This window comes from Streptomyces sp. NBRC 110611 (assembly GCF_001590865.1).
GTDB lineage: Bacteria > Actinomycetota > Actinomycetes > Streptomycetales > Streptomycetaceae > Streptomyces.
On the sequence record NZ_BBUY01000014.1, the window covers coordinates 145,276 to 172,025 of the forward strand.

23 protein-coding genes and 2 pseudogenes are annotated in these 26,750 nt (G+C 69.7%); 15 read left to right on the forward strand and 10 right to left on the reverse strand.

What is annotated here, in order from left to right:
- The first annotated feature begins 7 nt into the window (after positions 1 to 7).
- Together AZE13_RS24925 and AZE13_RS24930 are read left to right on the forward strand one after the other, a co-directional pair.
- Complete coding sequence (locus AZE13_RS24925; RefSeq protein WP_066936264.1) at positions 8 to 439, forward strand: Hsp20/alpha crystallin family protein; 432 nt, start codon at positions 8 to 10, stop codon at positions 437 to 439.
- A gap of 34 nt (positions 440 to 473) precedes the next feature.
- Positions 474 to 1,349 (forward strand): universal stress protein, encoded by an 876-nt coding sequence (locus AZE13_RS24930; protein WP_066936267.1) that lies wholly within the window; start codon positions 474 to 476, stop codon positions 1,347 to 1,349.
- Between the two features lie 246 nt (positions 1,350 to 1,595).
- On the opposite strand, the gene AZE13_RS24935 is transcribed toward AZE13_RS24930, so the two are convergent.
- Positions 1,596 to 2,324 (reverse strand): response regulator, encoded by a 729-nt coding sequence (locus AZE13_RS24935; protein ID WP_066936270.1) that lies wholly within the window; start codon positions 2,322 to 2,324, stop codon positions 1,596 to 1,598.
- A gap of 260 nt (positions 2,325 to 2,584) precedes the next feature.
- On the opposite strand from AZE13_RS24935, the gene AZE13_RS24940 reads away from it, so the two are divergent.
- Positions 2,585 to 4,297: a GAF domain-containing protein gene (locus tag AZE13_RS24940; RefSeq protein ID WP_066936400.1), complete on the forward strand. Its 1,713-nt coding sequence runs from the start codon at positions 2,585 to 2,587 to the stop codon at positions 4,295 to 4,297.
- Between the two features lie 24 nt (positions 4,298 to 4,321).
- Here AZE13_RS24940 and AZE13_RS24945 read toward each other — a convergent pair whose 3' ends face one another.
- From AZE13_RS24945 to AZE13_RS24955, 3 genes are all read right to left on the reverse strand, one after another.
- Positions 4,322 to 4,777: a pyridoxamine 5'-phosphate oxidase family protein gene (locus tag AZE13_RS24945; RefSeq protein WP_066936272.1), complete on the reverse strand. Its 456-nt coding sequence runs from the start codon at positions 4,775 to 4,777 to the stop codon at positions 4,322 to 4,324.
- A gap of 98 nt (positions 4,778 to 4,875) precedes the next feature.
- Complete coding sequence (locus AZE13_RS24950) at positions 4,876 to 5,283, reverse strand: OsmC family protein (RefSeq protein ID WP_066936275.1); 408 nt, start codon at positions 5,281 to 5,283, stop codon at positions 4,876 to 4,878.
- Positions 5,284 to 5,335: 52 nt separating this feature from the next.
- The gene (locus AZE13_RS24955; RefSeq protein ID WP_066936279.1) at positions 5,336 to 6,769 is read right to left on the reverse strand and encodes an MBL fold metallo-hydrolase RNA specificity domain-containing protein; all 1,434 of its coding nucleotides are present in this window, start codon (positions 6,767 to 6,769) and stop codon (positions 5,336 to 5,338) included.
- Positions 6,770 to 6,994: 225 nt separating this feature from the next.
- Here AZE13_RS24955 and AZE13_RS24960 point away from each other — a divergent pair.
- Positions 6,995 to 7,450: pseudogene (locus AZE13_RS24960) on the forward strand (hypothetical protein); the annotation flags it as partial.
- 57 nt (positions 7,451 to 7,507) lie between these two features.
- Here AZE13_RS24960 and AZE13_RS24965 read toward each other — a convergent pair.
- Positions 7,508 to 8,221: a CBS domain-containing protein gene (locus tag AZE13_RS24965; protein WP_066936285.1), complete on the reverse strand. Its 714-nt coding sequence runs from the start codon at positions 8,219 to 8,221 to the stop codon at positions 7,508 to 7,510.
- 184 nt (positions 8,222 to 8,405) lie between these two features.
- Here AZE13_RS24965 and AZE13_RS24970 point away from each other — a divergent pair, with 184 nt between their 5' ends.
- Both AZE13_RS24970 and AZE13_RS24975 read left to right on the forward strand, forming a co-directional pair.
- Entirely contained in the window at positions 8,406 to 9,308 is a 903-nt protein-coding gene (locus AZE13_RS24970; protein ID WP_066936287.1) for a universal stress protein, read from the forward strand.
- Between the two features lie 224 nt (positions 9,309 to 9,532).
- Positions 9,533 to 10,180: a CBS domain-containing protein gene (locus AZE13_RS24975; RefSeq protein WP_066936290.1), complete on the forward strand. Its 648-nt coding sequence runs from the start codon at positions 9,533 to 9,535 to the stop codon at positions 10,178 to 10,180.
- A 151-nt stretch (positions 10,181 to 10,331) separates the two neighbouring features.
- On the opposite strand, the gene AZE13_RS24980 is transcribed toward AZE13_RS24975, so the two are convergent.
- Positions 10,332 to 11,222, reverse strand: coding sequence for a DUF1918 domain-containing protein (locus AZE13_RS24980; protein WP_066936403.1), 891 nt, complete (start codon positions 11,220 to 11,222; stop codon positions 10,332 to 10,334).
- Between the two features lie 281 nt (positions 11,223 to 11,503).
- Between AZE13_RS24980 and AZE13_RS24985 the strand changes: the two genes are divergently transcribed.
- Entirely contained in the window at positions 11,504 to 12,193 is a 690-nt protein-coding gene (locus AZE13_RS24985) for a CBS domain-containing protein (RefSeq protein WP_066936293.1), read from the forward strand.
- A 185-nt stretch (positions 12,194 to 12,378) separates the two neighbouring features.
- On the opposite strand, the pseudogene AZE13_RS24990 reads toward AZE13_RS24985, so the two are convergent.
- Positions 12,379 to 14,780 (reverse strand): annotated as a pseudogene (locus AZE13_RS24990) (glycoside hydrolase family 65 protein).
- Between the two features lie 61 nt (positions 14,781 to 14,841).
- Positions 14,842 to 15,717, reverse strand: coding sequence for a universal stress protein (locus AZE13_RS24995; protein WP_066936295.1), 876 nt, complete (start codon positions 15,715 to 15,717; stop codon positions 14,842 to 14,844).
- Between the two features lie 351 nt (positions 15,718 to 16,068).
- On the opposite strand from AZE13_RS24995, the gene AZE13_RS25000 reads away from it, so the two are divergent.
- Positions 16,069 to 16,524, forward strand: coding sequence for a cyclic nucleotide-binding domain-containing protein (locus AZE13_RS25000; protein WP_066936298.1), 456 nt, complete (start codon positions 16,069 to 16,071; stop codon positions 16,522 to 16,524).
- Positions 16,525 to 16,779: 255 nt separating this feature from the next.
- On the opposite strand, the gene AZE13_RS25005 is transcribed toward AZE13_RS25000, so the two are convergent.
- Both AZE13_RS25005 and AZE13_RS25010 read right to left on the reverse strand, forming a co-directional pair.
- Entirely contained in the window at positions 16,780 to 17,196 is a 417-nt protein-coding gene (locus AZE13_RS25005; protein WP_309302215.1) for a hypothetical protein, read from the reverse strand.
- Positions 17,197 to 17,540: 344 nt separating this feature from the next.
- Entirely contained in the window at positions 17,541 to 18,362 is an 822-nt protein-coding gene (locus AZE13_RS25010) for a universal stress protein (protein ID WP_066936304.1), read from the reverse strand.
- A gap of 187 nt (positions 18,363 to 18,549) precedes the next feature.
- Between AZE13_RS25010 and AZE13_RS25015 the strand changes: the two genes are divergently transcribed.
- The 7 genes from AZE13_RS25015 (at position 18,550) to AZE13_RS25045 (ending at position 26,636) form a co-directional block, all read left to right on the forward strand.
- Positions 18,550 to 19,425 carry a universal stress protein gene (locus tag AZE13_RS25015; RefSeq protein ID WP_066936306.1) on the forward strand — a complete coding sequence of 292 codons (876 nt, stop codon included), beginning with the start codon at positions 18,550 to 18,552 and terminating at the stop codon, positions 19,423 to 19,425.
- Positions 19,426 to 19,622: 197 nt separating this feature from the next.
- Positions 19,623 to 20,651, forward strand: coding sequence for an alcohol dehydrogenase catalytic domain-containing protein (locus AZE13_RS25020; RefSeq protein ID WP_066936310.1), 1,029 nt, complete (start codon positions 19,623 to 19,625; stop codon positions 20,649 to 20,651).
- A 466-nt stretch (positions 20,652 to 21,117) separates the two neighbouring features.
- A complete protein-coding gene (gene acsA, locus AZE13_RS25025; protein WP_066936312.1) occupies positions 21,118 to 22,908 on the forward strand; it encodes an acetate--CoA ligase in 1,791 nt (596 codons plus the stop codon).
- A 155-nt stretch (positions 22,909 to 23,063) separates the two neighbouring features.
- Positions 23,064 to 23,999 (forward strand): pyruvate dehydrogenase (acetyl-transferring) E1 component subunit alpha, encoded by a 936-nt coding sequence (gene pdhA / locus AZE13_RS25030; protein ID WP_398780221.1) that lies wholly within the window; start codon positions 23,064 to 23,066, stop codon positions 23,997 to 23,999.
- Positions 24,000 to 24,001: 2 nt separating this feature from the next.
- The gene (locus AZE13_RS25035; RefSeq protein ID WP_066936316.1) at positions 24,002 to 25,000 is read left to right on the forward strand and encodes an alpha-ketoacid dehydrogenase subunit beta; all 999 of its coding nucleotides are present in this window, start codon (positions 24,002 to 24,004) and stop codon (positions 24,998 to 25,000) included.
- Positions 25,001 to 25,002: 2 nt separating this feature from the next.
- Positions 25,003 to 26,397, forward strand: coding sequence for a 2-oxo acid dehydrogenase subunit E2 (locus AZE13_RS25040; protein WP_066936319.1), 1,395 nt, complete (start codon positions 25,003 to 25,005; stop codon positions 26,395 to 26,397).
- A complete protein-coding gene (locus tag AZE13_RS25045; protein ID WP_066936322.1) occupies positions 26,394 to 26,636 on the forward strand; it encodes an acyl carrier protein in 243 nt (80 codons plus the stop codon). Before AZE13_RS25040 ends, AZE13_RS25045 begins: the two co-directional genes overlap by 4 nt.
- The last annotated feature ends 114 nt before the right edge of the window (positions 26,637 to 26,750 follow it).

Sequence of the window (26,750 nt, forward strand, 5' to 3'; positions counted from 1 at the left end):
GCCCGACATGAACACCATGGAACGCCGGAAGTTCCCCTTCATGGGCCGCCGCCCGGACGTCGCGGAGTGGTTCGAAGGATTCCCCTTCGGCCTTCCCTTCGCCGCGGAGACCCACCCCATCCGTATCGAGGAGTCCCAGGAGGGCGACACGTACACCGTGCGGGCGGAACTGCCGGGGGTGGACCCCGACAAGGACGTGGAGATCACCCTCGACCGCTCCGGCGTACTGACCATCCACGCCGAGCGCACCGAGGAGGAGAAGAGCAAGGAGCACTCGGAATTCCGCTACGGCTCCTTCACGCGCAGCATCACCCTGCCCGAAGGGGTCAAGGAGGAAGACATCTCCGCCAGCTACGACAAGGGCATCCTTACCGTGACGGCCCCGTTGGGTGAGCGCACGACCACCACCCGTCGTATCGAGGTCAGCAAACAGAGCTGAACCGCTGAGACGCAAGATCTGCGAGGAGGCTCTCATGGACACGCTCCCCGTCAGCAGCTCGGCGGACGGTCCTGTGGTCGTGGGCACGGACGGCTCGGCGGGAGCCGCACCCGCGGTGTTGTGGGCCGCGGAGGAGGCCGCTGCCCGGCATCAGCCCCTGCACATCGTGAACGGCACAAACATCGACGGCTGGGGAGGCGCGATGGTTCCCGACGCCGTCCGACTGATACTCGACCGGGCACAGGGCCTCGTGGACGAGGCGGCGAAACAGGCCACCGACCGGGTGCCGGATCTGCGCGTCACCACCGCGGTGAGCCGGGCCGGTGCCACCGCGAGCCTGCTGCACGCGGCCGGCGAGGACGGAACGATCGTCGTCGGCTCCCGGGGACTCGGCGGGTTCTCCGCACTGCAGCTGGGCTCGGTGGGGCTCAAGGTTGCGGCCCGCGCGCAGGGACCGGTCGTCGTCGTGCGTGGTGCGGAGCGGCCCTCGACAGGGGTCGTCCTGGTCGGCGTACAGGACGAGGAGGATCTCGTCGCGGTGCGCTTCGCGGCGGTGATCGCGGGGCGCCGGAAGGCGTCGCTGCGGCTGCTGAGCGCGTGGACGTTCGTCCAGTACCTAGAGAGCACCGTGCCCATGGTGCGGTCCGTCCGCGAGGCCGCCGAGGCCAAAGCCAGCGCGAGCACCCGGATCATCGGCTCCGTCCGGGAGGAGTTTCCGGACCTCAAGGTGACCGACGACGTGGTACAAGTCCCTTCCCCCGCCGGAGCGTTGGTCGAGGCGTCCGCCCATGCCGGTCTTCTCGTAGTGGGCGGGCATAAGCCCACGCGCCCTGTGGGCGCCCCGCTCGGCCGGGTCACCCACGCCGTACTGCACCACGCCCAATGCCCAGTGGCCGTCATCCCGCGATAGCCGCCCGTGCGCTCGCCACATCGAGGCTGGGCCGCATGGTCCACCGGGAATGCCCACTGGGCCCTATTCCCGGCGGGCCGAGTCGGCCTCTACTGAAAGTGACGAGGAGGACATCGGAGACGCGGAGCAGCGGAGAGAAACCGTGCACCGCGCAATCGGGACCCGCGAGAAGCGGGTGGTCCTCCTCGCCTTTGTACGCGTGGCCTTTGTGCGCGATGGCAGCACTCGACCGGCATAGCCGGACCGTCAGCGCGAGCCGCCGTAGCGGCGGCGCGTGTCGTCGGGGTCCCGCGGACGCTGCCCGGCGCTGTCCGCCTGGGTCGCGATGACGGCCGCCTGGATCCGTCGTTCCACCCCGAGCTTGGCCAGCAGGCGCGAGATGTGATTCTTGACTGTCTTCTCGGAGAGGTAGAGCCGCCGGCCGATCTGCCGGTTCGTCAGTCCGTCGCCGATCAGTGCCAGGATCTCGCGCTCGCGGGGAGTCAGACCGGACAGCGCCTCCGGCTGTTCTTCCGCCTCTTGCGCGCCGCGCAGTCGGGCCATGAGCATCGTGGTGGCCCCGGGGTCGAGCATCGACTGGCCCGCGGCGACGGTGCGCACGGCCGATACCAGATCCGCTCCCTGGATCTGCTTGAGCACATAACCGGCGGCCCCGGCCAGGATCGAATCCAGCAGCGCGTCCTCGTCGTCGAAGGACGTGAGCATCAGGCAGGCAAGATCGGGCATGCGGGAGCGCAGCTCACGGCACAGGCTCACGCCGTCGCCGTCGGGCAGTCGCACATCCAGCACCGCGACCCGCGGCCGTAGCGCGGGAACCCGCACGCGGGCCTGCTCGGCCGTGGCCGCCTCGCCGACCACGGTGATGTCCGGCTCGTCCTCCAGCAGGTCGTGCACCCCGCGCCGTACGACCTCGTGGTCGTCGAGCAGGAAGACCGTGATCGGCACCTCCGGGGAGGGCCGCGTGGTGTCGGCCATCAGCCGCTCCTGTCATGCCCCGGACCACGCTGCCCGGCGGTCGGGAAGAAGCCGGCCCTTCTCAGTGGTTCCAGCATCCCGAGCCGCAGGACACAGGCCCTCCGGCCCCTGCTTCACAGGGTGCCACCGAGTCCCCCGGTCGGCAGCTTCCGGATGCGTCGACGGCTCGCTGCAGCTCATGCCGTCCCCACAGCACCGGCGGATACTGAGATGCACGGGTGTAAGGCCGTCGCCGGGCGGCCTTGGAGGCGACGACGTCGGTGAGCGCCGAGGAAGACCGTGTGCGGCTGCCCCAGCTGAGGCTCGACGAGCTGCTGGAGGAGCTGCAGGCTCGGCTGGACGCGGCGCGGGGCACGCGGGACCGGGTGCACCGCCTGCTGGAGGCCGTGCTGTCGGTGGGCCGGGAGCTGGATCTGGAGCAGGTGCTGCGGCGGATCACCGAGGCGGCGGTCGCGCTGGTCGACGCCGAGTACGGTGCCCTGGGCGTCCTGGGGCCGGACGGACGGAAGATCGCTCAGTTTCTGCCGGTGGGGTTCAACGAGGAGCGGATCGCCGCCATCGGGCCGTACCCGTCGGGCCACGGGATCCTGGGTGAGCTGATTCGCCACCCGGAGCCGCTGCGGCTGTCGAAGATCTCCGAGCACCCTTCCTCGTACGGATTTCCGGCGCATCACCCGCCGATGCACACCTTCCTCGGCGTCCCGGTCCGGGTCCGTGACCAGGTGTTCGGCAACCTCTATCTGACGGAGAAGCGCGGCGGTGCCGAGTTCGATGCCGAGGACGAGTCGGTGCTGTCCACGTTGGCCGTGGCGGCCGGTGTGGCGATCGACAACGCCCGTCTGTACGAGGAGGCGCGGCGCCGCGAGCGGTGGCAGCGGGCCGGCGGGGCGATCACTGCCAGCCTGCTGTCCGGGAGTCCCCAGAGCGAGGTGATCGGTCTGATCGCCGAGTCGGCCAAGGACATCGCCGACGCCGAACTGGCCGTGGTGGCCCTGCCGATGCCGGACACGTCCACGCTGGTGGTCGAGCTCGCCCTCGGAGAGGGAGCGGAGGCGCACCGTGGCCTGGTGCTGCCGGCCGAGGGCAGCCTGATGGGCGCGGCCTTCTCGGCCGCCACCCCGTTGACCAGCACGGATATCTGCCACGATGCACGAGAGACAGCCGCCCCGAAGCGCCTCGCCGGGCTGGGGCCCGCGGTGGCGGTGCCCATCGGCACCGGTACCGGGGTACGCGGCGTGCTCCTGCTCGCCCGGGCATCCGGCGGGGCGGGCTTCACGGAGGAGGGGGCCGAGCAGTTGACGGGCTTCGCCGGGCAGGCGGCGGTGGCGATGGAACTGGCCGAGCGGCGGCGGGACGCCGAGCAGATCGCGACACTGGAAGACCACGATCGGATCGCCCGCGACCTCCACGATCTGGCCATCCAGCGGCTCTTCGCCACGGGCATGACGCTGCAGAGCGCAGCCCGGATCATTGAGCACCCCAGCGCATCAGAACGGGTATTGCGCGCAGTCGGTGACCTCGACGAGACCATTAAAATCATCCGCTCGACGATCTTCGGCCTGCGGATCCGCGAACGCGACGAGGGACATGGCCTGCGGACCCGCGTCGTTCAGACGGTAGAGGAAGCCACCCTGGCACTCGGATTCGCTCCCGGCCTGCGCATGGAAGGTCTGCTGGACACGCAAGTGCCTCAGGAGATCGCCGACCACGTGGCGGCGGTGCTCTCCGAGGCGCTGACCAACGTCGCCCGGCATGCCCAGGCCAAACACGCGAACGTGATCCTCAGGAGCAGCGGGGATGATGTCGTGCTGACCGTCAGCGACGACGGAGTGGGCATCCCGTCCGACGGCCGCCGCAGCGGCCTGAGAAACCTCTCCGAACGGGCCGAGCAACTGGGCGGCGCACTGGAGCTGTCCTGCCCACTCACCGGTGGAACGACCCTGACCTGGCACGTTCCCCTTCCCGCGCAGTGATACGGCCTGGGACGGTACAGCACTTCACTGGACGCCGGCCAAGGGCGGAGTGCCCCGCTCGCCTCCTCCCCAGTGCCCCCGCAGGATGCACCCGGTCACCAGCTCCGGGGAGATCCGGACGAAGGCTTCTTCCGGCACGGCCATCCAGGAGCGAAGCCCGACCGCACGCAGTTCTTCCCGTTCCCGCGGGTCGGTGACGAGCGTGGCCCGGCCCGTCACGATCACGCTCCAGCCGGTGTGCGCGGCCTCGTCGAACGAGTCCGCCTGGAAGGCCACGACGGCGCCGTCGACGGCGTGTGCCATGCGCGAGACGGTCGAGGTGCGCAGGACCACGGAGTGGTCGCGGTCCAGGGAGAAGTTGACCGGCAGAACGGCGGGCAGGGCGTCGTCCGTGAACACGATGCGCCCAATGGGCACCAGTGACAGGAGACGCAGGCACTCCTGCCGATCTAGCTCATGGAAACCGTCATGTCGGTCCATGTCCTCACCGTGCGCGCGGGACCTGACCAGAGGTAGGGCCGGTGGTCCCTGGCCGTATGGGCGATTCGGCCGCTGTGTCGGTGAGACGCATGGCAACGTCAGGTCTCTTCCACATCGATCGACACCTCGGGAGGCCGCAGCAGGGAATTGTGGATCGTGCAGTGGCGCATCACCGCCCGCAGCGCCTCTTTGCGGTCGCTCGTCAGAGACACAGGAACGTGTACGCCTATGCGCACCCGGGCGACCCGAGCGGGCCTGTCGTCCGCCATCTCGAAGTCTGCCGTGGCACTCAGGTCGCCGCGCGGCAGATCGTGCCGGTCCAGATAACGTCCCGCGTAGTAAGCGACGCACGAGACGAGGGAAGCAACGAACAGCTCGACCGGCGTGGGCCCGCTGTCGCCACCCTCCGCATCGACCGGCTGGTCGACGACCAACTCGTGCCCGCGCACCCGGATCCGGTATGCCTCCCCGTCGGTGAACGACACCTCGATACGTCTGTTGCTCACTGCTACCTCCACCACTACCGATAGTTCTTGGGAGCCTGGAAGACAGGGCGGCTCAGCGCACCAGCACGTGCTCTCCGGAACGGGGCACGACCGCGGTCCATCCCAGCGTGTGGTCGATCCGGTCCCTGAGGGTGGCCGATGCCTCGGGCTCTCCGTGCACGAGGTAGGTGACGTGTGGTGCCGGTGCGGCACGCAGCCAGTCCAGGATCTGCGCCTGGTCGGCATGCGCGGAGAAGTGCGGTACGTCGGCGACCTCGGCCCGCACCGGAACGTACTCACCGAACATCTTGAGTGCGCGCGCCCCGTCCACCAAGTCGCGGGCGCGGGTGCCCTGCACAGCAAAGCCGACCACCACCACGCTGTTGCGCGGATCGGGCAGCAGCCGGCGGAGGTGGTGGAGCACGCGTCCGCCGGTGGCCATGCCGGACGCGGAGACGATGACGGCGGGGCCGGTGGCGTGGTTGATGTCGATCGACTCCTGTACCGAGCGTGCGGCGAGGAACGGTTCGGGGCTGAGCGCTGCTCCGCCGGCCGTTCGGACTTCGGGCCGCAGCTCGGGCGAGCTCTCCCGGATCGCGTCCGTGTACACGTCCAGCGCGGCCAGCGCCATCGGGCTGTCCACGAACACGGGTACGGCGGCGGGCAGCCGTCCGCTCTCGCGCAGTGTCGCGAGCTCGTGGAGAACCATCTCGGTGCGGTCGACCGCGAACGCCAGGATGACCACGGAACCACCCCGTTCGAAGGTGCGTTCCAGGATGCGGGCAAATGCCTCACGGCCCGCTTCCCCCTGGTGACGGCGGTTGCCGTAGGTGGACTCCATGAGGAGGACATCGGCGCCGGAGAACGCCTGAGGGGGCCGCAGCAGCGGGTGCCCCGGCCGCCCGAGGTCACCGCTGGTGGCGAGAGTGTGTCCGTCCTCCAGCGTGAGGTGGGCCCACGCCGAGCCGAGGATATGGCCGGCCCGGTGGAGGGTGAGTGTGGTCCCGGCTTCGATCTCGACCTGCTCGTCGAAGGGGACGGGGTCGAACATGCTCACCGTGCGCTCAGCGTCCTCGATGGTGTAGAGCGGGTGGGCGGGGCGATGCTTGGACCAGCCGTGCTGGTTGGCGTGGGCTGCATCCTCCGCTTGGAGGCGCGCGCTGTCGCGCAGCACGATCGCGGCGAGCCGTGCCGTGTTCTCCGTCGTCAGGATCGGGCCGCGGAAGCCGTAGCGGACCAGGCGCGGGAGATAGCCGCAGTGGTCGAGGTGGGCGTGGGTCAGGACCACCGCGTGGACGCTGTCCGCGTCGCACGGCAGTCGGCGCCAGTTGAGGCGGCGCAGGTCGGCAAGGCCCTGGAAGAGGCCGCAGTCGACCAGCACTCGGGTGTGGTCGCTCTCGATGAGGAATTTGCTGCCGGTGACCGTGCCGACCCCGCCGAGAAACGTCAGCAGAGCCGGCCGGGGCCGGGCTCCGTGGGCCACGGATGGTTGGCCGGGGGTGTTCATGGCAGAGCCTCCTGACACAGTGCCTGGGCCTCTCCCTCGTACGGTGGCATCGGAGGCGTCCGGGCAGATGGGGTCGGTTGACCCGCGTCGGGACCGAGCGGCCCCTGTGCCGGGCTTCGCGCCGTCCACATGGGGCGTGACGTGCCTCCACGGCTCCTGCTGTCTTGAGTCCTGATCGGCCCCGACACTTGGCCTCGGCCAGGGAATTCTCCGTAACGTCGCCGTATGAAAGAAGAGCAGGATGCCGACGGCGGGCCCGGAAGACTTCCGCGGGGTCTGTACGAACGGGAGCTGTACCGGCTGCACACGGAACTGGTGAATCTCCAAGAGTAGATTCGCGCCGAAGGCGGCCGGCTCGTTGTGGTCTTCGAGGGACGCAACGCGGTCGGCAAGGGGAGCGCGATCAAGCGCATCGCCGAGCACCTCAATCCGCGAGTCGCCCGGATCGTCGCGCTGCCGCGGCCGATGTTCGCGCATACGAACATTCCCGAGTCGCCCTGGTACGTCGTCGAGAGCGATGACAAACGCCGAGCGCGGCTCAATATGATCGCCCACCTGCTGTCCATGGTGCCGTATTACGCCGTTCCCGCACCGGACCTCATGCTGCCGATGCGGCCACCGGCCACCGCCTACCAACGGCCGCCCAAAGACCCGCAGTCATACGTCCCGGATCACGCGGCCGATCCACAGGCGATCACGCCCGCCCGGTGGAGATACAGGAAGCGAGTGAGGCGGTCGTCACGGAGGCCCCGCAGCATCTGCTTCGGCGTCCGGTGACGGCGCGGTCGCTGCTCGGGCGCCGACGCGAGTCGGGCCGGTGACCTCGAAGGTGACGTCCACGACCCCCTCCACGGCCCGTATCAGGCGCGCCACCAGGGGAATGAGCGACGTGTTGCGGATATGGCCGCTGATTGTGGCCACCCCGTCGACGACGGTGACCTGCACATCCTCGTGGGACACCGCGAACAGGTGGCGGACGATATCCGTGCGGATCTCCTCCGCGAGCTCTTCATCGGACCGGAGGAAGACCTTCAGCAGATCGGCACGGCTGACGATCCCCTGGAGCATCCCGCGGTAGTCCACGACCGGGAGCCGCTTCACCCGCTCGTGCGCCATGGTCCGCGCCGCCTGGGCGAGAGTGGCATCTGCGTTGACGGTGAGGGCGGGTGTGCTCATCAGCTCCCCCGCCGTCAGCGCGCCGGCTTTGCGCGTGTCGTCGAGGCGCCGCAGCTGTTCCAGCCGGTCCGGATCGGACTCCCGGAACTCCTCTTTGGGCAGCAGATCGGCTTCGGAGACCACGCCGATGACCCGCCCCTCCCCCTCCAGCACCGGCAGGGCACTCACCTTCCACTGCTCCATGGTTTCGACGATCTCCTTGAACCGCGCCTCCCGGCCGACCGCGACCACGGTCTGTGTCATCACGTCACTGACGATGTGCGGTGTGTGCCCCATGACGCCTCCTCGGTACGGACCGCTGTCTCACACTCGGCGTGACACCTCCAGCATGGGTTCCCCCGACGCCCCGGGACAGGGGCCGGTCGGCCCGCGAAAGGGCCCGGCAGCCCCTCACCGGGACCGTCCCCGCCGGGCCACCGTGGAAGCGGAACCGTCGAAGAGCTCCCGTTGGAGGCGCACCATGACCCGCCCCTTGGCCGTCGGCCTGGACGGCTCACCCGCCAGTCTCGCCGCCGCGGACTGGGGTGCCCGTGAGGCACTGCGCAGGGATGTACCGCTACGACTCGTCCACGCCTGGGAGTGGCAGCCCCTCACCTACGCACCGCTCGCGGGAGCGGACGAACCCCGGCTGTGGTCCGAGCGCGTACCCCGTGAGGCCGCCGCCGAACTGCGTGAACGCTACCCGGATCTGGAGATCACCACGGACCACCTCACAGGCGCGCCGCCGGAGGTGTTGTGCGATGTGGCCAGGGAGTCCGAGCTGCTGGCCCTCGGCAGTGCGAGGCTGGGCAGGCTGGCCGGGTTCTTCGTCGGTTCCGTCGCGATGTCCACCGTCGCGCACGTCGAGCGGCCGGTCGTGCTCGTACGGGCCAGAACGACCGCCGTCGACGAGCATGTGTCCGCCACCGACGGACGGCCGCTGCCGGCGATGCCCTACCGCCCGGTGGTTCTCGGACTGGATCTGGACCGGCCCTGCGGTGACGTGATCCGGTTCGCCTTCGAGACCGCGTCGCTGCGGGCGGCCCCGCTCCGGGTCATCCACGGCTGGAACCCACCGGCCTTCATCGCCTACGGCCTCGGCGCGGAACCGGGCCCGCCGACCGACACGGCGGACCAGAAAGCCGATGCACTGCGGACCGCGCTGCGGCGGTGGCGGGAGAAGTACCCGGGCATCGACGTGATCGAGCAGTCCGTGGTCGGGCAGCCCGCGCACCACCTGGTGGATGCCGGTGCCGACGCCGGGCTCGTCGTCATCGGCAGGCGCACCAACCGCCTCTCGGCCGGACCGGCCCGCATCGGGCACACCGCCCACGCCGTCATGCACCACTGCCCGGCCCCGGTCGCGGTCATCCCGCACGACTGACTTCGGCAGGTTGGATATGGCGCCGTCGACACCTCAACCATGGGGACCGCCATCGTCCCCATCACCTTTCCGGTGCCCCGAGCTCTCCGGATACCCCTCCGGTCCACCGTCGGCCCCCACTGTGCCTCGCGAGGGCAGTTCGGTCTCCGCTCGGGGACCTTCGGCCCATGGGGTATCACTGCTCCGCGCAGGACGCTGGGAGGTGAGCGGGGAGGAGGCAGCACATGAAGCACAGCCGAGTCGGCGGCCTGATGGTGAGTGACGTGGTTACGGTGATTGCGCAGACGCCGTTCAAGGAGGTCGCCAAGCTGCTCGCGGTGCACCAGATCAGCGGTCTGCCGGTGGTGGACTCCGACGACAGAGTGCTCGGTGTGATCTCCGAGAGCGATCTCATGCTGCGGCAGGCCGGAGAGGCGCCCGGCCAGGGCCAGGACGCCAAGGTGCACGCGATGACCGCCGAGGAGCTGATGTCCCGGCCGGCGATCACCGTCCGCGTCGGCGACAGCATTGCCGAGGCGGCCCGGACCATGGCGCGACACCGGGTGGAGCGGCTGCCCGTGGTCGACGAGGAGGACCGCTTGGTGGGCATCGTGACCCGCCGCGATCTTCTGCAGCTCTTCCTCCGCCCGGACGCCGATATCCGCCGAGCGGTCGCAGAGGAGCTCGACGAAACGCTGTGGCTCTCCCCCAACACGGTTAACGTGCAGGTGATCGACGGTGTTGTCACCCTGACCGGGCGGTTGGAACGGCTCAGTGACATCCCGGTCGCGGTCCGCCTGGCCCAGCAAGTGGACGGCGTCGTCTCCGTCATCGACAAGCTGACCTATCGCCTCGATGACTCCAGCAGGCGGCCGCTAGCCACCCGGCAGTAACGGAGCCGCAAGCCACCCGGCAGTAGCGGAAGTGCCATGGCTGCGCATTGTGCATGGACGGCGCGGTGGCCGCGTCGTCGGCCAGTTCCCTGACGCGCTCCTCGGAGAGCAGTTGTGCGGTCACCGGAGCCTCCCTCGGCTCTCCCGCGGATCAGTCGGTGTGGATGCGCCGCCCCGTCAGACGCTCGGGATCGATCAGCACCCAGAGGGGGCGCTCACCGCCTGCCCAGGGCCTGGAGTGCGCGCGCTCGTTCAGCCGCCGCACCGCGTTCGGTTCGGTGACGGCCCGGGCCGGGCCGACGGCCAGGACGCTCCACCCGCCGCTCATGGCCTCGTCCACGTGGTCGACCTCGAACGCGACCTCCGCACCCGCGGCCTCTGCCGGAACGGTGCCGGCCCCGGTCCGGAAGGCAATCGCACCGTCGACGACCTCGTAATTCACCGGGACCACCGACAGCCCGTCCGGTGACGACACGGCGATGCGTCCCACGCCATGCGTGCCGAGCCGGTCCCGGCATTCGTCGGGGCCCAGCTCCCGTAGCTCGGGGTGGTAGGCGGCCTGGCCCTCGCCGGGCGGACGGTCCATACCTCCGCCGCGCAGGCGAGCCGCGGTGGTCCTCAGGGCAGCGGCCAGCGCCGTGAGCGTGCCGACGTCAGGGTCGGCCGGTCGCTCTTCCAGATATGCCAGGTAGCTGGGGGAGACACGGGCACGGCCGGCCACCTCCGCGCGGGTGAGCCGTTGCCGCCTGCGTTCATGGGCCACCCTCCGTCCGAGGTCGCCGGGGTCGAGCCACCGGCGCGACGGCACGTCGGACACGGACGCCTCCGCTTCGGAGTGTCCGTCCTCGGGCCGGTCCGCGAGGTGGTGGATGTGTGCGTCGGGGCCCGGGAACACGAGCGTCACTTCATGCGTATCCGACCAGCGCACGTCATAGGGCGGCGTGCCGTCCTCGTGGTGGACTCCGACGATTTCGCCGTCCCTCCTGGTCGCGCCCGTGGCCGGACTTTCGACAACGAGTTGATCGCCGATGTGAGCCCGCATGGTCATCACCGCTCTCCGGTCCGTGCTCTCCTCCGGCAGGCTGCCTTCACCGTGTACGGCACGCTTCACCGTGTCCGGCACGCTGCCTTCACCGTGACACGGCGGTACGCCGACGGCATGGGGCCCAGAAGCCCCTGTCGAGGGCCGAACGGTCCTGATGCCGCCGAGGGTGCCCGTCGGATCATTCAGGAGAGCCCGGAGCGGAACAGGATGGAGAAGTGGCCGGCTGCCCGCCCCGCTGCCACAACTCGCCCAGAGGAGACAGACCAGAGGAGACAGACATGCAACACCGAACCGTCGGAGAACTCATGACCCGGGATGTCATCCACGTACGGCCCGACACGCCGTTCAAGGAGATCGTCAGAACGCTCGCGGACAACGACGTCACCGCCGTCCCGGTCGTGGATGCCACAGGCCGTCCGATGGGGGTGGTCTCCGAGGCAGACCTGCTGCGGAAGTCAGCGGATCAGTCCGACTCGTCCGGCCCGGCGCCGATCCCGCACCTGGAGGCGTGGGAGCGCGCCAAGGCCGAAGGAGCCAGGGCGGAAGAGCTGATGTCCGCTCCGGCGGTCTGCGCGCGCCGGGACTGGAACGTGGTCGAGGCCGCGCGCCTCATGGAGGTCCAGAACGTCAAGCGGCTGCCCGTTGTGGACGAGACCGACAGGCTGGTGGGCATCGTCAGCCGCCGCGATCTGCTGCGGATCTTCCTGCGGCACGACGACGCCATCCGCGAGGAGATCAACCGGGACGTGCTGGACCGGACGCTGGGCCTGGCGCCGTCCGGGGTGACCGTCGAGGTACGCCAAGGACAGGTCAGACTCGGCGGATCCGTACAGCTCAAGAGCCTGATCCCGATTATCGAGCGGCTGTGCCGAACCGTGGACGGCGTGGTCTCGGTCTCCGAGCACTTGAGGTGCGAGACCGACGACACTCACACCGACGGCACCCGAAGCGCCGCCTCTGGAAGGTAAGCCTCCCCCGCATTCTGTATGCGCACGGTGACAGGACGGTGGAACTCGCGATGGAACAAGTCGTCACCGCGGGCCTCGACAGCTCGGCCGAGAGCCTGACCGCCGCCCGCCGCCCGCTGCCGGGGAACCCTTGGGGGGCTTTGCCACTGATGGGTCGGCACGTCTGCTCCGGTCCGCCGGACGGATCAACCTGCCGGCAATACGAGCGTGCAGGTCTCTCCCGGTGCGATGGTGACGGCCCGGTCGGCAAGTACCACGCGGATCGGTGACTCCTCCGAATCGGGCACACCGATCCGCAGCTGCCCGCTCTGCAGCCGTACGCTGACACCCCAGTGGCCGCGGTAGCGCAGGGAGAATCCGTATTCGGACAGCGCGGGAAGCGGCACCGGGTCCAGCCAGAGGGCGTCCTCCCGGGTCTCCAGGCCGGTCAGGCCACGCTGGACGAGGTCGAGGGTCCCGGCCATGGCGCCGAGGTGGATGCCTTCGCCGGTTGTGCCGCCCTGGATGTCGGCAACATCCTCCTCCAGGGCGCTTCCTGGCAGTACTTCCATGCCTCGGCCCGTCTGACCCGGGCCAGGACCCAGCCGTGGACGAGACCGCTGAGGGTGGAGCCGTGGCTGGTGCGCTTCAGGTAGTAGTCGACGGTCCTGCGCCAGACCTCGTCGTCCACGTCGTACCCGAGACGGCGGAACAAGTGCTGCAGCTCGGCGGGGGAGAAGAGGTAGCCGAGCATGAGGACATCGGCCTGTTTGGAGGCTTGGTAGCGGTTGACCGTGTCGCCCTCGGCCTCAAGGATCCGGTCCAGCCGCCGGATGCTGTCGTAACGTGCGCGGTAGCCGTCCCAGTCCAGTTCGGCGAGATCGCCGTAGCCGTCGAACTGGCTGATGACGCCCTGGTGGAACGGCACCCGCAACCGCCGCGATATGTCCTCCCACTTGGGGAGTTCACCGCTGTCCAGCTCGATGCGCTCGAACAGTTCCCGGCGACGCCATGCCGGAAGGCGCCGCACGGTGTCCAGGGCGCGCCCAAGGACCCAAGCGGCGGTGACGTTGGTGTACGCGTTGTCGTCCAGGCCCGGCTGGGCGGCGTCTGGGTAGCTGTCGTGGTACTCGTCGGGGCCGACCACGCCGCGGATGCGGTAGCGCCCGAGCCCAGGCGCGAAGTCCGCAGTGTCCGCCCAGAAGCGGGCGATCTGCAGCAGCATCTCCGCACCCTTGGTGTGCAAGTACTCGATGTCGCCGGTCGCTTCGCAGTACTGCCACACGTTGTAGGCGATCGCCGAGCCGACGTGGTGCTGGAACCGGGAGTGGTCCGGCAGCCAGCGGCCTGAACGGGGGTTGAGATGCAGCTGCTGGGCCTCCTCACGGCCGTCGCTGCCGCTCTGCCACGGGTACATCGCCCCGGCCCGGCCCACCTCGGCGGCCGCCCGACAAGCCTGTGGGAGGCGCCGGTAACGGTAGTTCAACAGCGCCCGCGAGACTTCCGGAAAGTGCAGGTTCAGATACGGCAGCACAAACAGCTCGTCCCAGAAGACATGGCCCCGGTACGCCTCACCGTGCAGCCCGCGGGCAGGCACACCCACGTCCAGTTCCGTGGTGTGCGGTGACAACGTCTGCAGCACATGGAACAGATGCAGGCGCAGGACACGGCCCGCTTCCCCGGGCACCTGGAGGTCCGCACGCTGCCACAACCGCGCCCATGTGGCGACGTGGGAGTCCAGGAGCGCCGGGAAGTCCGGAGCGGCGGTCACCCGGTCAACGGCCGCTCCCAGCGGGTCGCTGATCGCCGGGTCACGCGAGGTGTGCAGGGCCGCCGTCTTCTCCACGATGGCGGGTCGGCCCGGAGCGATCGGTATGACCAGTCGGTGCACGGCACGGTGGCGAGAGGGACGAAGCTCCGACGAAGTGGGCGGCTGCCCGCTGACGACTGTGCGGGCTGCCATACCGATGCCGATGTCGGAGTTGCTGGTACGGCAACGCAGCCACGTGGTGTCGGTCCCCGCCGCTCCGGTCTGCACATGGGCCAGGTGGTTCCGGTTGAGGGACCGGTAACGGTGGACGTTGCTGTTGGTCACGTCACCGTCGAGGGCGGACTCGACCTCAAGCTCTCCCGACCATTCCTCGGCCGTGAAGACGGTCCGCAGCGTGGCCAGGTGAGGGTCTGCCATGTGCACCAAGCGGATCTGCTCCACGCTCAGGACGCCTGCCGCGTCGTCCCGGTATCGGAACGCTCGCGTCAGCGTGGCACGGCGCAGATCCAGGGTGTGCCGGTAGTCAAGCAGCTGCCGCCCGTCGGGAGAGAACCACGGCCCCGTCGATCCGTCGGCGGAGCGAAGACGAAACCGCAGGAGCAGCCAGTTCGGCAGATTGACCAGGTCCTCGTTCACCACCCGCCGCCCCGCCACGGTCGACTCCAGACGGTTGTAGCAGCCGGCAGCGTAGGTGGCCGGGTAGTGCACCAGACCGGCCCTGCTCTCGGGCACCGCGCCACGGGTGGCGAAGTAGCCATTGCCGAGTGTGCACAGCGATTCACGCAGCCGCTCGGCATCGGGGTCGTAGCCCTCGTACTCCCAGGTCCACTCCGACATCCGCCGTCCTCACCCTCTCCGTTGACGACATCGACTGGAGCACGGGCCCACGTCCCGGACTTCAGACCCGCTGCGGGACGACGGCGACCGGACACTCGGCGTGATGCAGCAGGGCGTGGGCAACCCTGCCGAGCTGCAGCCCGAAGTGACCGTGCCGCCGCAGAGCGCCGACGACCATGAGGTCGGCTTCGGCCGATGAGTTCAGGAGGACCTTGTGGGCGGGGCCTTCGCTCGTCTGGCGGTGGACATCAACCTCCGGGTGATCCCGTACGGCCTCGCGCAGTGCGTCGGTGAGGTTGGCCGAGGCCCGTTCCTCGTGAACACGGGCGGCATCATCCGCCAGCAGGGGGTGGTCCACGTGCTCATGAGCGGGGCAGCGCCAGGCCCGTACGGCGTGCAGTGCGCAGCCACGCGCTTCGGCCTCTTCGAAGGCGAACCGTACGGCAGCCGATCCCCGGGTGGCGTCGCCCACCCCGACCACCACCTTCCAGAAAGCTCCCTGCCGGTTCTGCTCCGAGCCACGAACCACGATCACCGGGCACACAGCGAGGGCTGCCACTGTGAGGCTGACCGACCCCAGCAGCAGCCCAGCGAGCTGACTACGGCCACGCGAGCCCGTGACCAGGGCAAATGCCTCGCGTCCCGCGCGCAGCAACGCGGACACGGCGTCGTCGGGCAGCACGTCGCCCGACACCTTCACCTCTGGATTGCGGAGCCGGGCGCGTTCCGCGCAGGACGCGGTGATGTGCTCCGCCATGACCTCTTCGGCTGGACGATCGGCGTCGAGGGACGGGTGGCCGCCCTCGTAGCGCTCCCACCGGGAGGCGTAGACGACCCGCAATGTCAGCCCATGGTGCGCCGCCTCGTCTACCGCCCAGTCCACTGCCTGCAGGCTGGAATCCGATCCGTCGACGCCCACGACCAACGGGAGCTCCACCGTCCCACCGCCTTCCTTCCCGGCCACCGCGAAGCCCCCTCTCCATACCGTCGCACTGCCCTGGCCCTACCGCGATATGCGGATCGCCTCCCAGATGGAACCCCGGTTCGGGTTGCGCCGCGCCGGGTTGCGGCGATGGTGGAGTCATACGGCGGTGAGGGACAGGGCGATGGGTGGCCGCGGCCAGCACCGCCAGCGTGAGCCCCGGCATCGGCTCCGGGCCGCCATCCGGCCGCAAAGCTGCTGCGGGGTCTCGTGGAGGAAGTCCCCGGCCCGCATGGCGAGACGTCCGTGACGGGACGCGGAGCCCGCCCTCCGCGTTCGACGCCACGGGAAGGGAAGCCCACTGTGATGGCGAGGACCGGATTTTTCGGCAACCTGCCCCAGGACCGTCGAGATCAGCTCATGTCACTGGCCCGAGAGGTGTCGTTCGCGACCGGCGAGCGTGTCTTCAACGAGCGCGGCAAGGCCGACCGCTTCTGGATCATCCGCACGGGCACAGTCGCTCTCGATCTTCACGTGCCCGGTCGGCGCGCAGCCGTCATCGAGACCCTCGGTGCCGGAGAACTGCTGGGCTGGTCATGGCTGTTCCCGCCCCACCGCTGGCATCTGGGGGCCGAGGCCAGCAGCCCGGTGCGTGCCTACGAGTTCGACGCGATCGCGGTCCGTGACCTGTGCGGGACGGACCCTGTGCTTGATCACGCACTGTGTGTCTATGTGGCGCGGGTGGTCGCGGACCGGCTCAGGGCCGCCCGGGTGCGGCTGCTCGATCTGTATGCACCCTACGGCGCAGGCCAGGTGCCCTGAGGAGACGAGCGCAGCCAGCGGCCCCGCAGACTGGTCACTGCGGCCTCGGCCGGTGCCCGGCGAGGCTGCGCGCCTCGGAGTACGTGTCCGCGTCGATCTCGCCGGGCGCGAAGCGACGGTCGAGGATCTCCTCCGGCGTTTTCCCGGGCATCTTTCCGCGGTCCGCACCACCATGGTGGCCGCTCACCTCCCGAGAGGCTCTCTTCACCATCCGAGCAGACTCGCGAAGGCCGGAGGTGCCCTTCGGCCCGCCTGTCACTGATGGAAGCGCGCGGACCAACCGGGCTCCACCAGGTCCCACTCGGCATCCCACTGCGCGTACCTTCTACGGTCCAGTACCAGGCGCATGCCCGTCCTCGCGGCGATGACCCCGGTGGCCACCGCGACCGCCGTCGTGCCACCCACCAGCCAGCCGGTAGTCGTCGCGGCGGCAGTCATCGGCGGACTGCTGATGGTTCCCTCCTGGTCCACCCAAATCCGCACGGTCGTGCCCTTGGGCGTACCAGGATTCACGAGGGCGGTTCCGGTACGTTCCTTGCCGTCCTTGTCGGTCCAGCGGACCTGCCCCTGTCGCATGGCGTCTTCTGCAATGCCCCGCGTTCCTCCGGCGTCCGCAGTCAGCCGGGCGGCGACCTCGTGCCGTTGCACCGACTGGGCTTGCGCGGCGCGCATCGAAGACCCGTATGCGGTCACTCCCGCGCTCAGTGAGGCCGCCGGCAGTCCGAGGGCAAGGACCAGCATCAGGAAGCGGAAGAACCAGGATTCGATCCTGTCGGACCTGCGCCGCAGGGGGTTTGCCCCTTTGGACGGGTGCTCTTGGTACGGCGGGTGGGGACCGGATGCGTACGGCGAACCTCGTCTACTCATGGTCTGGCCTCCAGCATTCGCTGGTCCGTTGCCCTGACCACGATCGGAGGACAGCAGCCCCCCGGCATAGGGCCGAAGGTCCCCGACGGGTGGCCACTTGGGGCACGCCGGCTGGCCGCCCACGGGCTCCGGCCCCGGGCCGGTGGCAGTCATATCTGCGGAACGACGGCGATCGGACACGGCGCGTGATGCAACGCCGCGTGGTTGACGAGGCCCAGCTGCAGACCGATCCGCCCGCGTCGCCTGCGGGCTCCGACGACGAGCAGGTCGGCGCCCGACGCAGCTCTCAGGAGCGCATGTCGTGCCGGCTCCTCGACCACCTCGCGGCTCACCAGGGCGTCCGGGTACCGCTCTGCGGAGCCGCGCAGCGCATCGTCGAGCACCTGCTCCGGCGGTCGCCGGTGGGCCTCAAGGGCGTACCCGGACAGGGGCGGAGGCTCCGAGAGAGCCCCGAACGGGACACCCCAGGCATGTACCGCCACCAGCCGACAGCGCCGCACATGGGCCTCGCGGAGCGCGAACTGCACTGCCGTGCCGCTGCCCTCCCCGTCCTCGACACCGACGACGACGCTCCCGAACCGGGCGTTCCGGTGTTCCACTCCGCCGCGCACGACGACGACGGGGCAGTCGGCACGGGCGGCCACGGCCAGGCTGACCGAACCCAGGAGCAGCCCGGCGAGGTCTCCGAGCCCTCTGGACCCGAGCACCAGAGCGAAGGCGTTGCGCCCCTGGCTGACCAGGGCGGACGCCGCGTCCTCAGGCAGCGCCTCGCTCGACAGCCGCACCGTGGGAGCGCGTTTCCTGGCCCGTTCCGAGGCAGCGGCGATGAGCTCGGGCGCCTCGTGGCCCGGAGCCGCCGCATGGACGAGGTGGAGCACCACCTTGTGGCGGACTGCCTCGTCGGCGGCCCAGTCCACCGCCTCCAGGCTCGCCTCGGACCCGTCGACGCCGACCACCAGGGGAATCGCCACTGCTCCCGCCTCCTCGTGCCGGACTCCGCGCTGTTCCGAGCACTGACACACCCGAGTCCGCATGCGCCGCAGGAAGGTTTGGGGTACTCCTCGGATGAAGGGCGCTGTTCTTGGCGTACCGGTGCAGCCTGGACCGGCGGACATACCGCCCGTCATTCCAGCTTCTTACGAGACTGAGGCAGTCGCCATGGAGCCAGTCATCACAGTGGGCCTCGACGGCTCACCGGAGAGCCATGCCGCCGCCCATTGGGCCGCCGAGGAAGCCGAGCGGCGCAGGCTCACCTTGCGCCTGCTGCATGCGTGGCCCTTGCTGGTGCCGGAGCAGACCCACGTCCCCCCGGAGATGGATCAGAACTACTGGGCGAGGCGGATCGTGCACAACGCGCGGGCGGAGCTCCAAGTACGTCACCCTGGCCTCACGCTCGTCGGCAACCTGGTCGCCGACGACGCCCAGGACGCACTGCTTAAAGCAGCATCGGAGTCCGAGATGATCGTGCTCGGCTCGCGCGGGCTGACGCGCGTCGAGAGCTACTTCCTGGGCGACATCAGTATGTCCGTCGTGACACGGGCCGAGCGGCCGGTGGTCCTGGTACGTGCCGAAACGCGTGAAGAGGGCCGACCGCCCACCCCAGGTACGCCAGGAGGCGTAGTGGTGGCACTGAAACTCCACGGTCCATGCGATGACCTGCTCGCATTCGCATTCGGCACCGCTGCAGCGCGCGGCGTGGCCCTTCGCGCCGTCCACGGCCGAAGCGTACCGCTCCACGCGTATGTGCCCTGGGGCGTGGACCCCGACGTCACCGACGAGATCACGCAGGACGCACAGAAGAACCTGACCCAGGTCCTCCGCCCCTGGCGTGAGAAGTTTCCACGCGTGGAGGTGACCGACAGCATCGGTCTCGAAAGCCCCGCCAGGGCCGTTGTACGGGGCGCCGAGGGCGCCGGGCTGCTGGTCGTCGGCCGGCGCAAGCACCGTCCCGCCCTGGCACCACGCCTGGGCCCCGTAGCCGAAGCCGCCATCCACCACGCCCGCTGCCCCGTCGCCGTCGTCCCCCACGACTGAGCCGAGCCACCGCAGCGAGCCGCTGATGCGCGCGTAAACCCTGCTGGCCTCCGGCGAGTCACACCGGAGTGGGCGGCTTACCCATGTGGGCCCAACTGCGCTGAGCGGCTGTGCCCCTTGAAAATGCCCGATGGTCCCTGTTGCCCGGAAGTCCGTCGAGGGCGACGGTGGAGGGGAGGCAGCGAGAAAGTGAATCGATGCGCGCACTCGTTTACCACGGCCCTGGCCAGACCTCATGGGACACGGTTCCGGATCCTGTGATCGAAGATCCGACCGATGCGATCCTGCGTGTCGACACCACCACCATCTGCGGCACCGATCTGCACATCCTGAGCGGAGAACTGCCCGAGGTGAAGCCAGGGACGGTCCTCGGCCACGAGGCTGTTGGCGAGGTGCTGGAAGTCGGCCGCGAGGTTCACTCCATCCGTCCGGGGGAGCACGTGATCGTGTCGTCCGTCTCCGCCTGCGGTCACTGTCAGTTCTGCCGGGACAACATGTACGGACAGTGCCGCAGCGGAGGTGGATGGATCCTCGGGAACCTGATCAACGGAACACAGGCCGAGTTCGTGCGGGTACCCTTCGCCGATTACTCCACCCACCGGCAGCCCGGCGCTCTGGCGCTTCAGGACGCAGTCCTGCTCGCCGAAGTCCTCCCCACCGCCTACGAGGTCGGGGTGCGGAACGCACACGTGGCCCCGGGGGACACCGTGGTCGTGGTGGGCGCTGGTCCCATAGGGCTTGCCGCGGTCATCACCGCGCGGATCTACTCGCCCCGCAGAATCATTGCGGTGGATCTGTCCTCTCCACGGCTGGAAGCCGCCACCCGCCTGGGTGCCGATTCCGCCGAGCTGCCCGGGCGGCTGATCGCCGATCTGGCCGAGGGGCCGGGCGCGGACGTGGCGATCGAAGCCGCCGGTGATCCGGACAGCTTCATCCTGTGCACCCGGGTCGTGCGTCCCGGCGGTCACATCGCCAACATCGGCATGCACGGCAAACCAGCCATGCTGCATCTTGAGGCACTGTGGCGCAAGAACGTGACCATCAGCACCGGCCAGGTCGACACCTCGTCCACGCCCTGGCTGCTCGACCTGGTGACATCCGGCCGTCTCCAGATCTCCCAGCTCGTCACGCACACCTTCGGCCTCGACCGGATAGCGGACGCCTACGAGGTCTTCTCCCAGGGCACTCACTCCGGCGCCCTCAAGGTCGTGCTGCACCGCGAGTAGGGAGCCCAGCCCGAGAGAAGCCGTGACACCTTGCGCTTTCTCATCATCCCCTGCCTATGCGGCGATCCTGCGTTCGCCCCGGGCGCAGGAAGGCTGGGCAACTTCACCAGGGGCGGTCGGACCCACGACCGGGACCGTTAGGCCCCGCCACTCGCCGGGCGGGCGGTGGTGCTATGGGGGTGAGCCGAGGGCAAGCCATCGGGCGCGACGAAGCGGAGCGAGACCGTGCACCGCACAATCCGGGTTCGCGAGAAGCAGGCGGCCCTCGGTTCCGCCATCGTCGGAAGCCTGCTGCGGTCAGTCTGATCGGGCAAGGCGCGCCCCGGCCGCCCGTCGCCGGACCCGCCCCGTCGGATGGGCTGTGGACGATTGCCGCAGGCCGGGTCGGCTCCCGATCGGGTCGGTCACAATGCGGCCCGGCTCAGGCTCGGCGACTCTGGAAAGGTAGGCGTCGGGAGGAGCGCCCATGCACTGGGAGACGATCCCCAAGGACACCGCAGCGGGTGTCACGCCGAATCTCGCCAACTACGACCAGGCCCGTTCCGACTTCACCTGGTCGCAGGCGCGTACCGCGCTGGCCGGACTGCCCGGCGGCGGGCTGAACATGGCGCACGAGGCGGTCGACCGCCATGCGGGCCCGCAGGACGACGGCAAGGTCGCGCTGCGGTGCATCGCTCGCGACGACGCGGTCTCGACCGTCACGTACGGCGAGCTGTCCCGCCGTACGGCCCGTTTCGCGAACGTCCTGCGGTCGCTGGGCGTCGGGCGCGGCGACGTCGTCTTTACCCTCCTCGGCCGCTGCCCCGAGCTCTATACGGCAGTCCTCGGCACCCTCAAGAACACCAGCGTCCTGTGTCCGCTCTTCTCCGCGTTCGGCCCCGATCCGGTGGAGCAGCGGCTGCGGCTCGGCGACGCCCGTGTGCTGGTGACCACCGCGGCTCTGTACCGGCGCAAGGTGGCCGAGCGGCGGGCTTCGCTCCCTGGTCTGAAACACGTGCTCATCGTCGGGCCCGGTGCCGAGGAGCTGCCCGGCACGGTCTCCTTCGACTCGTTGCTGTCCGCCGCGTCGGACGGGTTCACCATCCCGCCGACCGCGCCGGAGGACATGGCGCTGCTGCACTTCACCAGTGGGACGACCGGGACCCCCAAGGGCGCCATCCACGTCCACGAAGCGGTCGTCGCCCATCACGCCACGGCCGCGTACGCACTCGATCTGCACCCCGAGGACGTGTACTGGTGCACCGCCGACCCCGGCTGGGTCACCGGCATGTCGTACGGGATCATCGCCCCGCTCGTCCACGGTGTGACCGTCGTTGTCGACGAGGGCGACTTCGACACCCGGCGCTGGTACCGGATCCTCGGCGAACAGCGAGTGAGCGTCTGGTACACGGCGCCCACAGCGGTGCGGATGCTCATGCGCGCGACACCGCGTCAGGGCCCGTACGACCTGCCGCGCTCGTACGACCTTTCGGCGCTGCGCTTCATCGCCTCCGTTGGCGAGCCGCTCAATCCCGAGGCGGTGGTGTGGGGCCGGGACGTCCTGGGGCTGCCCATCCATGACAACTGGTGGCAGACCGAGACCGGCTGCATCATGATCGCGAACTATGCGGCCTGCGAGATCCGGCCCGGCTCGATGGGACGGCCGCTGCCGGGCGTCGAAGCGGCGGTGCTGAAGCGCGGTGAAGACGGCCGGGCGCAGGTCACCGACGGGCGGGTGACGGTGCTGGAAAGCCCCGGCGCGGAGGGCGAGTTGGCGCTGCGCCCCGGATGGCCGTCGATGTTCCGCGGCTATCTGCACGACAAGGAACGCTACGAGGCCGCGTTCGCCGACGGCTGGTACCTGACCGGCGACGTGGCCAGCCGGGACGAGGACGGCTGGTACTGGTTCGTGGGGCGCGCCGACGACGTCATCAAGTCGGCGGGGCATCTGATCGGCCCGTTCGAGGTGGAGAGTGCGCTGATGGAACACCCGGCGGTCGCGGAGGCCGGGGTGATCGGCCGGCCGGACCCCGTCGCCGGAAACATCGTCAAGGCGTTTGTCTCGCTGCGCCCCGGCATCGAGCCGACCGCGGATCTGGAGCGGGAACTGCTCGCGTTCTCCCGTAAACGGCTGGGCCCCGCCGTCGCACCCCGCGAGATCGCCTTTGACGACAACCTGCCCAGGACCCGCAGCGGCAAGGTCATGCGCCGGCTGCTGCGTGCACGTGAACTCGGGCTGCCCACCGGCGACCTGTCCACTCTGGAGGGATCCGCATGAGTCCGGCCCGCGGCACCCGCACCCGGAAGACCTCGGCGGCACCCAAGCCCGCGAGCAAGGCCGCCGAGAGCGCCGCGACGAGCACGCGGACCACCGGGACGGCGCTTCCCGCCGACCTGCCGGGCACCGGACACCGCGGCGGACTGCTGCACGCGATGCTGCGCATCCGGCGTTTCGAGGAGCGATGCGTCGAGCTGTACAGCGCCGCGAAGATCCGCGGCTTCGTCCACCTCTACATCGGGGAGGAGGCCGTCGCGGTCGGTGTCAACGAGGCGCTGATGCCTGAGGACGCGGTGGTCTCCACGTACCGCGAGCACGGCCATGCACTCGCTCGCGGCATCCCGACCGATGCCGTGATGGCCGAGATGTACGGCAGGACGACCGGTTGCAGCGGTGGCCGCGGCGGGTCCATGCACCTCTTCGACGCGAGCCGCCGCTTCTACGGCGGCAACGCGATCGTCGCCGGCGGGCTCCCGCTGGCCGCGGGGCTGGCACTCGCCGACCGTATGCGCGGCCAAAGCCACGTCACCTGCTGCTTCTTCGGCGACGGCGCCTTCGCCGAGGGCGAGTTCCACGAGACGGCGAACCTCGCCGCACTGTGGCGGCTGCCGCTGCTCCTTGTCTGCGAGAACAACCTCTACGCCATGGGCACGGCCCTGGAGCGGCACGAGGCGCAGACCGACCTGGCGATGCGCGCCGCCTCGTACGGCATGGTGGCCTGGGCCGTGGACGGCATGGACGTCGAAGCCGTCGAGCAGGCCGCCCGCCGGGCCACCGAGAGCATCCGGGCAGGCGCCGGCCCCCACTTCCTTGAGGCGCGCACCTACCGCTTCCGCGCCCACTCCATGTACGACCCGGACCGCTACCGCGACAAGGCGGAGGTCGAGCAGTGGAAGGGCCGGGACCCGATCAACCGGCTCATGGACCGGATGCGGGAGAGCGGTGAGCTGGGCGACAAGGAGTTCGCCGGGATCGAGCGCCGGGTCGCTGAGGAAGTCGACCGCGCCGTCGAAGCGGCCGAGCAGGCTCCCGAGGAGCCGGTGGGAGACCTGCTCCGCTACGTCACGAGTAGTTCGGCGGGGGTGAGCTGACCATGGGCGCCGGCGGGCAGCCGGAGGAGCGGAAGACGACCTACCGGGAAGCGATGCGGGAGGCACTGCGGGAGGCCCTGCGCTCGGATGACCGTGTCTTCTTGATGGGTGAGGACGTAGGCCGGTACGGCGGCTGCTTCGGTGTGAGCCTCGGTCTGCTGGAGGAGTTCGGGCCGGAACGGATCCGAGACACCCCGCTCTCGGAGTCCGCGTTCGTGGGTGCGGGCATCGGAGCGGCTCTGGCCGGGATGCGGCCGATCGTCGAGATCATGACCGTCAACTTCAGCCTGCTCGCCCTCGACCAGATCCTCAACAACGCCGCCACCCTGCTCCACATGTCGGGTGGCCAGCTGCCCGTTCCGCTGGTGATCCGCATGACGACGGGAGCGGGCCGACAGCTCGCCGCGCAGCACTCCCACAGCCTCGAAGGCTGGTACGCGCACATCCCCGGTATCCGCGTCCTCGCGCCGGCCACCATCGAGGACGCACGCCACATGCTGGCTCCGGCACTGGCCGACCCCGACCCGGTGCTGATCTTCGAGCACGGAAGTCTCTACAACGCCGCTGGTGAGCTCGCTCCGTCCACCACCCCCGTGGACCTGGACCACGCCGCAGTTCGGAAGCCGGGCACGGACATTTCCCTGATCACGTACGGTGGTTCGCTGCCCAAGGCGCTCGCAGCAGCAGACGAACTGGCCACCGAGAGCATCAGCGCCGAGGTCGTCGATCTGCGCGCGCTCCGCCCCCTCGACGACGCGACCATCGCAGCCACCGTAGCCCGTACACACCGAGTTGTGATCGTCGACGAGGCTTGGCGCACTGGCAGCCTCGCCGCCGAGATCTCCGCCCGCATCGCCGAAGGATCGTTCTACGAACTCGACGCGCCCGTGGAGCGGGTGTGCAGCGCGGAAGTCCCCATCCCGTATGCCCGGCGGCTTGAAGAGGCCGCCCTGCCGCAGACCGCTGACATCGTCGCGGCGGCGCACCGGGCGGTGGACTGACCGTGGCCGAGTTCACCATGCCGTCCCTGGGCGCCGACATGGACGCGGGCACGCTTCAGGAATGGCTGGTAGAGCCCGGTGAACTGGTCCACAAAGGCGATCCCGTCGCGGTCGTCGAAACCGCGAAGTCCACGATCGAGGTGGAGTGCTTCGAGACCGGGACGATGGGGGAACAGCTCGTCGAGCCGGGTGCGACGGTGCCGGTCGGTACGACCCTCGCGCTGATCGAGCCGATTGCGGAAGAACCCGAGAAACGCGAGAAGGCTCGCACGGCCAAGAGGACCAAGAAGGCCGAGGGGGAACGACCATTCCAGTCGGCGCCGAAGGGCGCAACACCTCCCGACCGGCCCGAATCCGGCCGGGCTCCGACGCCTTCCGCCGCCCACCAGCGGGGGCACGCTGAGGAGGGCCCGTTGATCCGGCACCTCGCGGAGCGCAGCGGCATTGCACTGGAGGCTCTCCAAGGATCTGGGCCCGGAGGACGCATCACCCGAACCGACGTCGAGCAAGCAGCTGAGGCCGCCAGGACTGCCGCTCCACCACCGCGCCTGCGGGCCACCCCGCTCGCCCGACGGCTGGCTGCCGAACTCGACGTCAGCCTGGCCTCGGTGACGGGCACCGGTAAGGACGGCGCCGTCCGCGCCGACGACGTACGCAAGGCGGCCCCGGGGCCGGCAGCCGCAGCCCCACCCCCGCGTCACTTTGGCGCCCCGGTGCGCCCTTCCGAGGACCGGGCAGCCGCGATGCGCCTGGCGATCGCCGGGCTGATGGCCCGCGCCAATCGAGAGATTCCGCATTACTACCTGTCCACCACCATCGACCTGGCCGCCGCCACGGACTGGCTGCACGAGCACAACCGACGCAGCCCGGTCAGCGGGCGGCTGCTTCCCTCAGCCCTGCTGCTCAAGGCCGCGGCCCTCGCGGCCCGGGAAGTCCCCGAGCTCAACGGCTTCTGGACCGACGACCACTTCACGGCGGGCGACGGCGTACACCTCGGCGTGGCGGTATCCCTGCGCGGCGGCGGGCTCGTCGCCCCCGCCCTGCACAACGCCGACACCCTCGAACTCCCGCAGTTGATGACCGCCCTGAAGGACCTGGTCGCCCGCGCCCGGACAGGCCGGCTACGCGCTTCCGAGGTGGCGGACTCCACCATCACCGTCACCAACCTCGGAGATCAGGGCGTGGAGAGCGTCCTCGGCGTCATCTACCCCCCACAAGTAGCCCTGGTCGGCTTCGGACGGGTCACCGACCAGCCCTGCGCTGTCAACGGCCTGCTCGGCGTGCGGCCCGTGGTCACGGCCACCCTGTCGGCGGACCACCGGGCAACCGATGGCGCCATCGGAGCCCGCTACCTGACAGCCGTCGATCACCTCCTGCAGAACCCGGAGCAGTTGTGAACCGCACCGAAGCACTGGACATCGTCAAGGAATCCATCGCCCGCGTCATCCCCGACGCCGACTTCGCCACTCTGGGGCCCGACGACGCGTTCCGCGACGCCCTTGAGATGGACTCGCTGGACTTCCTGAGTTTCATCGAGACCCTCAGCGAACGCACCGGTATCCGCATCGACGACGAGGACACCCCGCGGCTCACCACGTTGTCCGGCTGCGTAGACTTCCTCGTCGCCCACCCGTAGCCAGGTGTGCTGACCGAAGGTGCCGGCGGATGCCGGGGGAGTGCTGGAGTGGACACCCTCGTGCACGTCAGGCGCGCCAATTCCAGAACCAGGCGTCCTGACGCAGGCCGGTGT

Coding starts and splice junctions, on each gene's coding strand:
- AZE13_RS25015 (WP_066936306.1), top strand. CDS start 18,550: ATGGAGCCAGTCATCACAGTGGGCCTCGACGGCTCACCGGAGAGCCAT.
- AZE13_RS24930 (WP_066936267.1), top strand. CDS start 474: ATGGACACGCTCCCCGTCAGCAGCTCGGCGGACGGTCCTGTGGTCGTG.
- AZE13_RS24985 (WP_066936293.1), top strand. CDS start 11,504: ATGCAACACCGAACCGTCGGAGAACTCATGACCCGGGATGTCATCCAC.
- AZE13_RS24975 (WP_066936290.1), top strand. CDS start 9,533: ATGAAGCACAGCCGAGTCGGCGGCCTGATGGTGAGTGACGTGGTTACG.
- AZE13_RS25035 (WP_066936316.1), top strand. CDS start 24,002: ATGGGCGCCGGCGGGCAGCCGGAGGAGCGGAAGACGACCTACCGGGAA.
- AZE13_RS25005 (WP_309302215.1), bottom strand. CDS start 17,196: ATGCGCGCCGCGCAAGCCCAGTCGGTGCAACGGCACGAGGTCGCCGCC.
- AZE13_RS25000 (WP_066936298.1), top strand. CDS start 16,069: ATGGCGAGGACCGGATTTTTCGGCAACCTGCCCCAGGACCGTCGAGAT.
- AZE13_RS24925 (WP_066936264.1), top strand. CDS start 8: ATGAACACCATGGAACGCCGGAAGTTCCCCTTCATGGGCCGCCGCCCG.
- AZE13_RS24980 (WP_066936403.1), bottom strand. CDS start 11,222: ATGCGGGCTCACATCGGCGATCAACTCGTTGTCGAAAGTCCGGCCACG.
- AZE13_RS24970 (WP_066936287.1), top strand. CDS start 8,406: ATGACCCGCCCCTTGGCCGTCGGCCTGGACGGCTCACCCGCCAGTCTC.
- AZE13_RS24935 (WP_066936270.1), bottom strand. CDS start 2,324: ATGGCCGACACCACGCGGCCCTCCCCGGAGGTGCCGATCACGGTCTTC.
- acsA (WP_066936312.1), top strand. CDS start 21,118: ATGCACTGGGAGACGATCCCCAAGGACACCGCAGCGGGTGTCACGCCG.
- AZE13_RS24945 (WP_066936272.1), bottom strand. CDS start 4,777: ATGGACCGACATGACGGTTTCCATGAGCTAGATCGGCAGGAGTGCCTG.
- AZE13_RS24965 (WP_066936285.1), bottom strand. CDS start 8,221: ATGGGGCACACACCGCACATCGTCAGTGACGTGATGACACAGACCGTG.
- pdhA (WP_398780221.1), top strand. CDS start 23,064: ATGCTGCGCATCCGGCGTTTCGAGGAGCGATGCGTCGAGCTGTACAGC.
- AZE13_RS25020 (WP_066936310.1), top strand. CDS start 19,623: ATGCGCGCACTCGTTTACCACGGCCCTGGCCAGACCTCATGGGACACG.
- AZE13_RS24955 (WP_066936279.1), bottom strand. CDS start 6,769: ATGAACACCCCCGGCCAACCATCCGTGGCCCACGGAGCCCGGCCCCGG.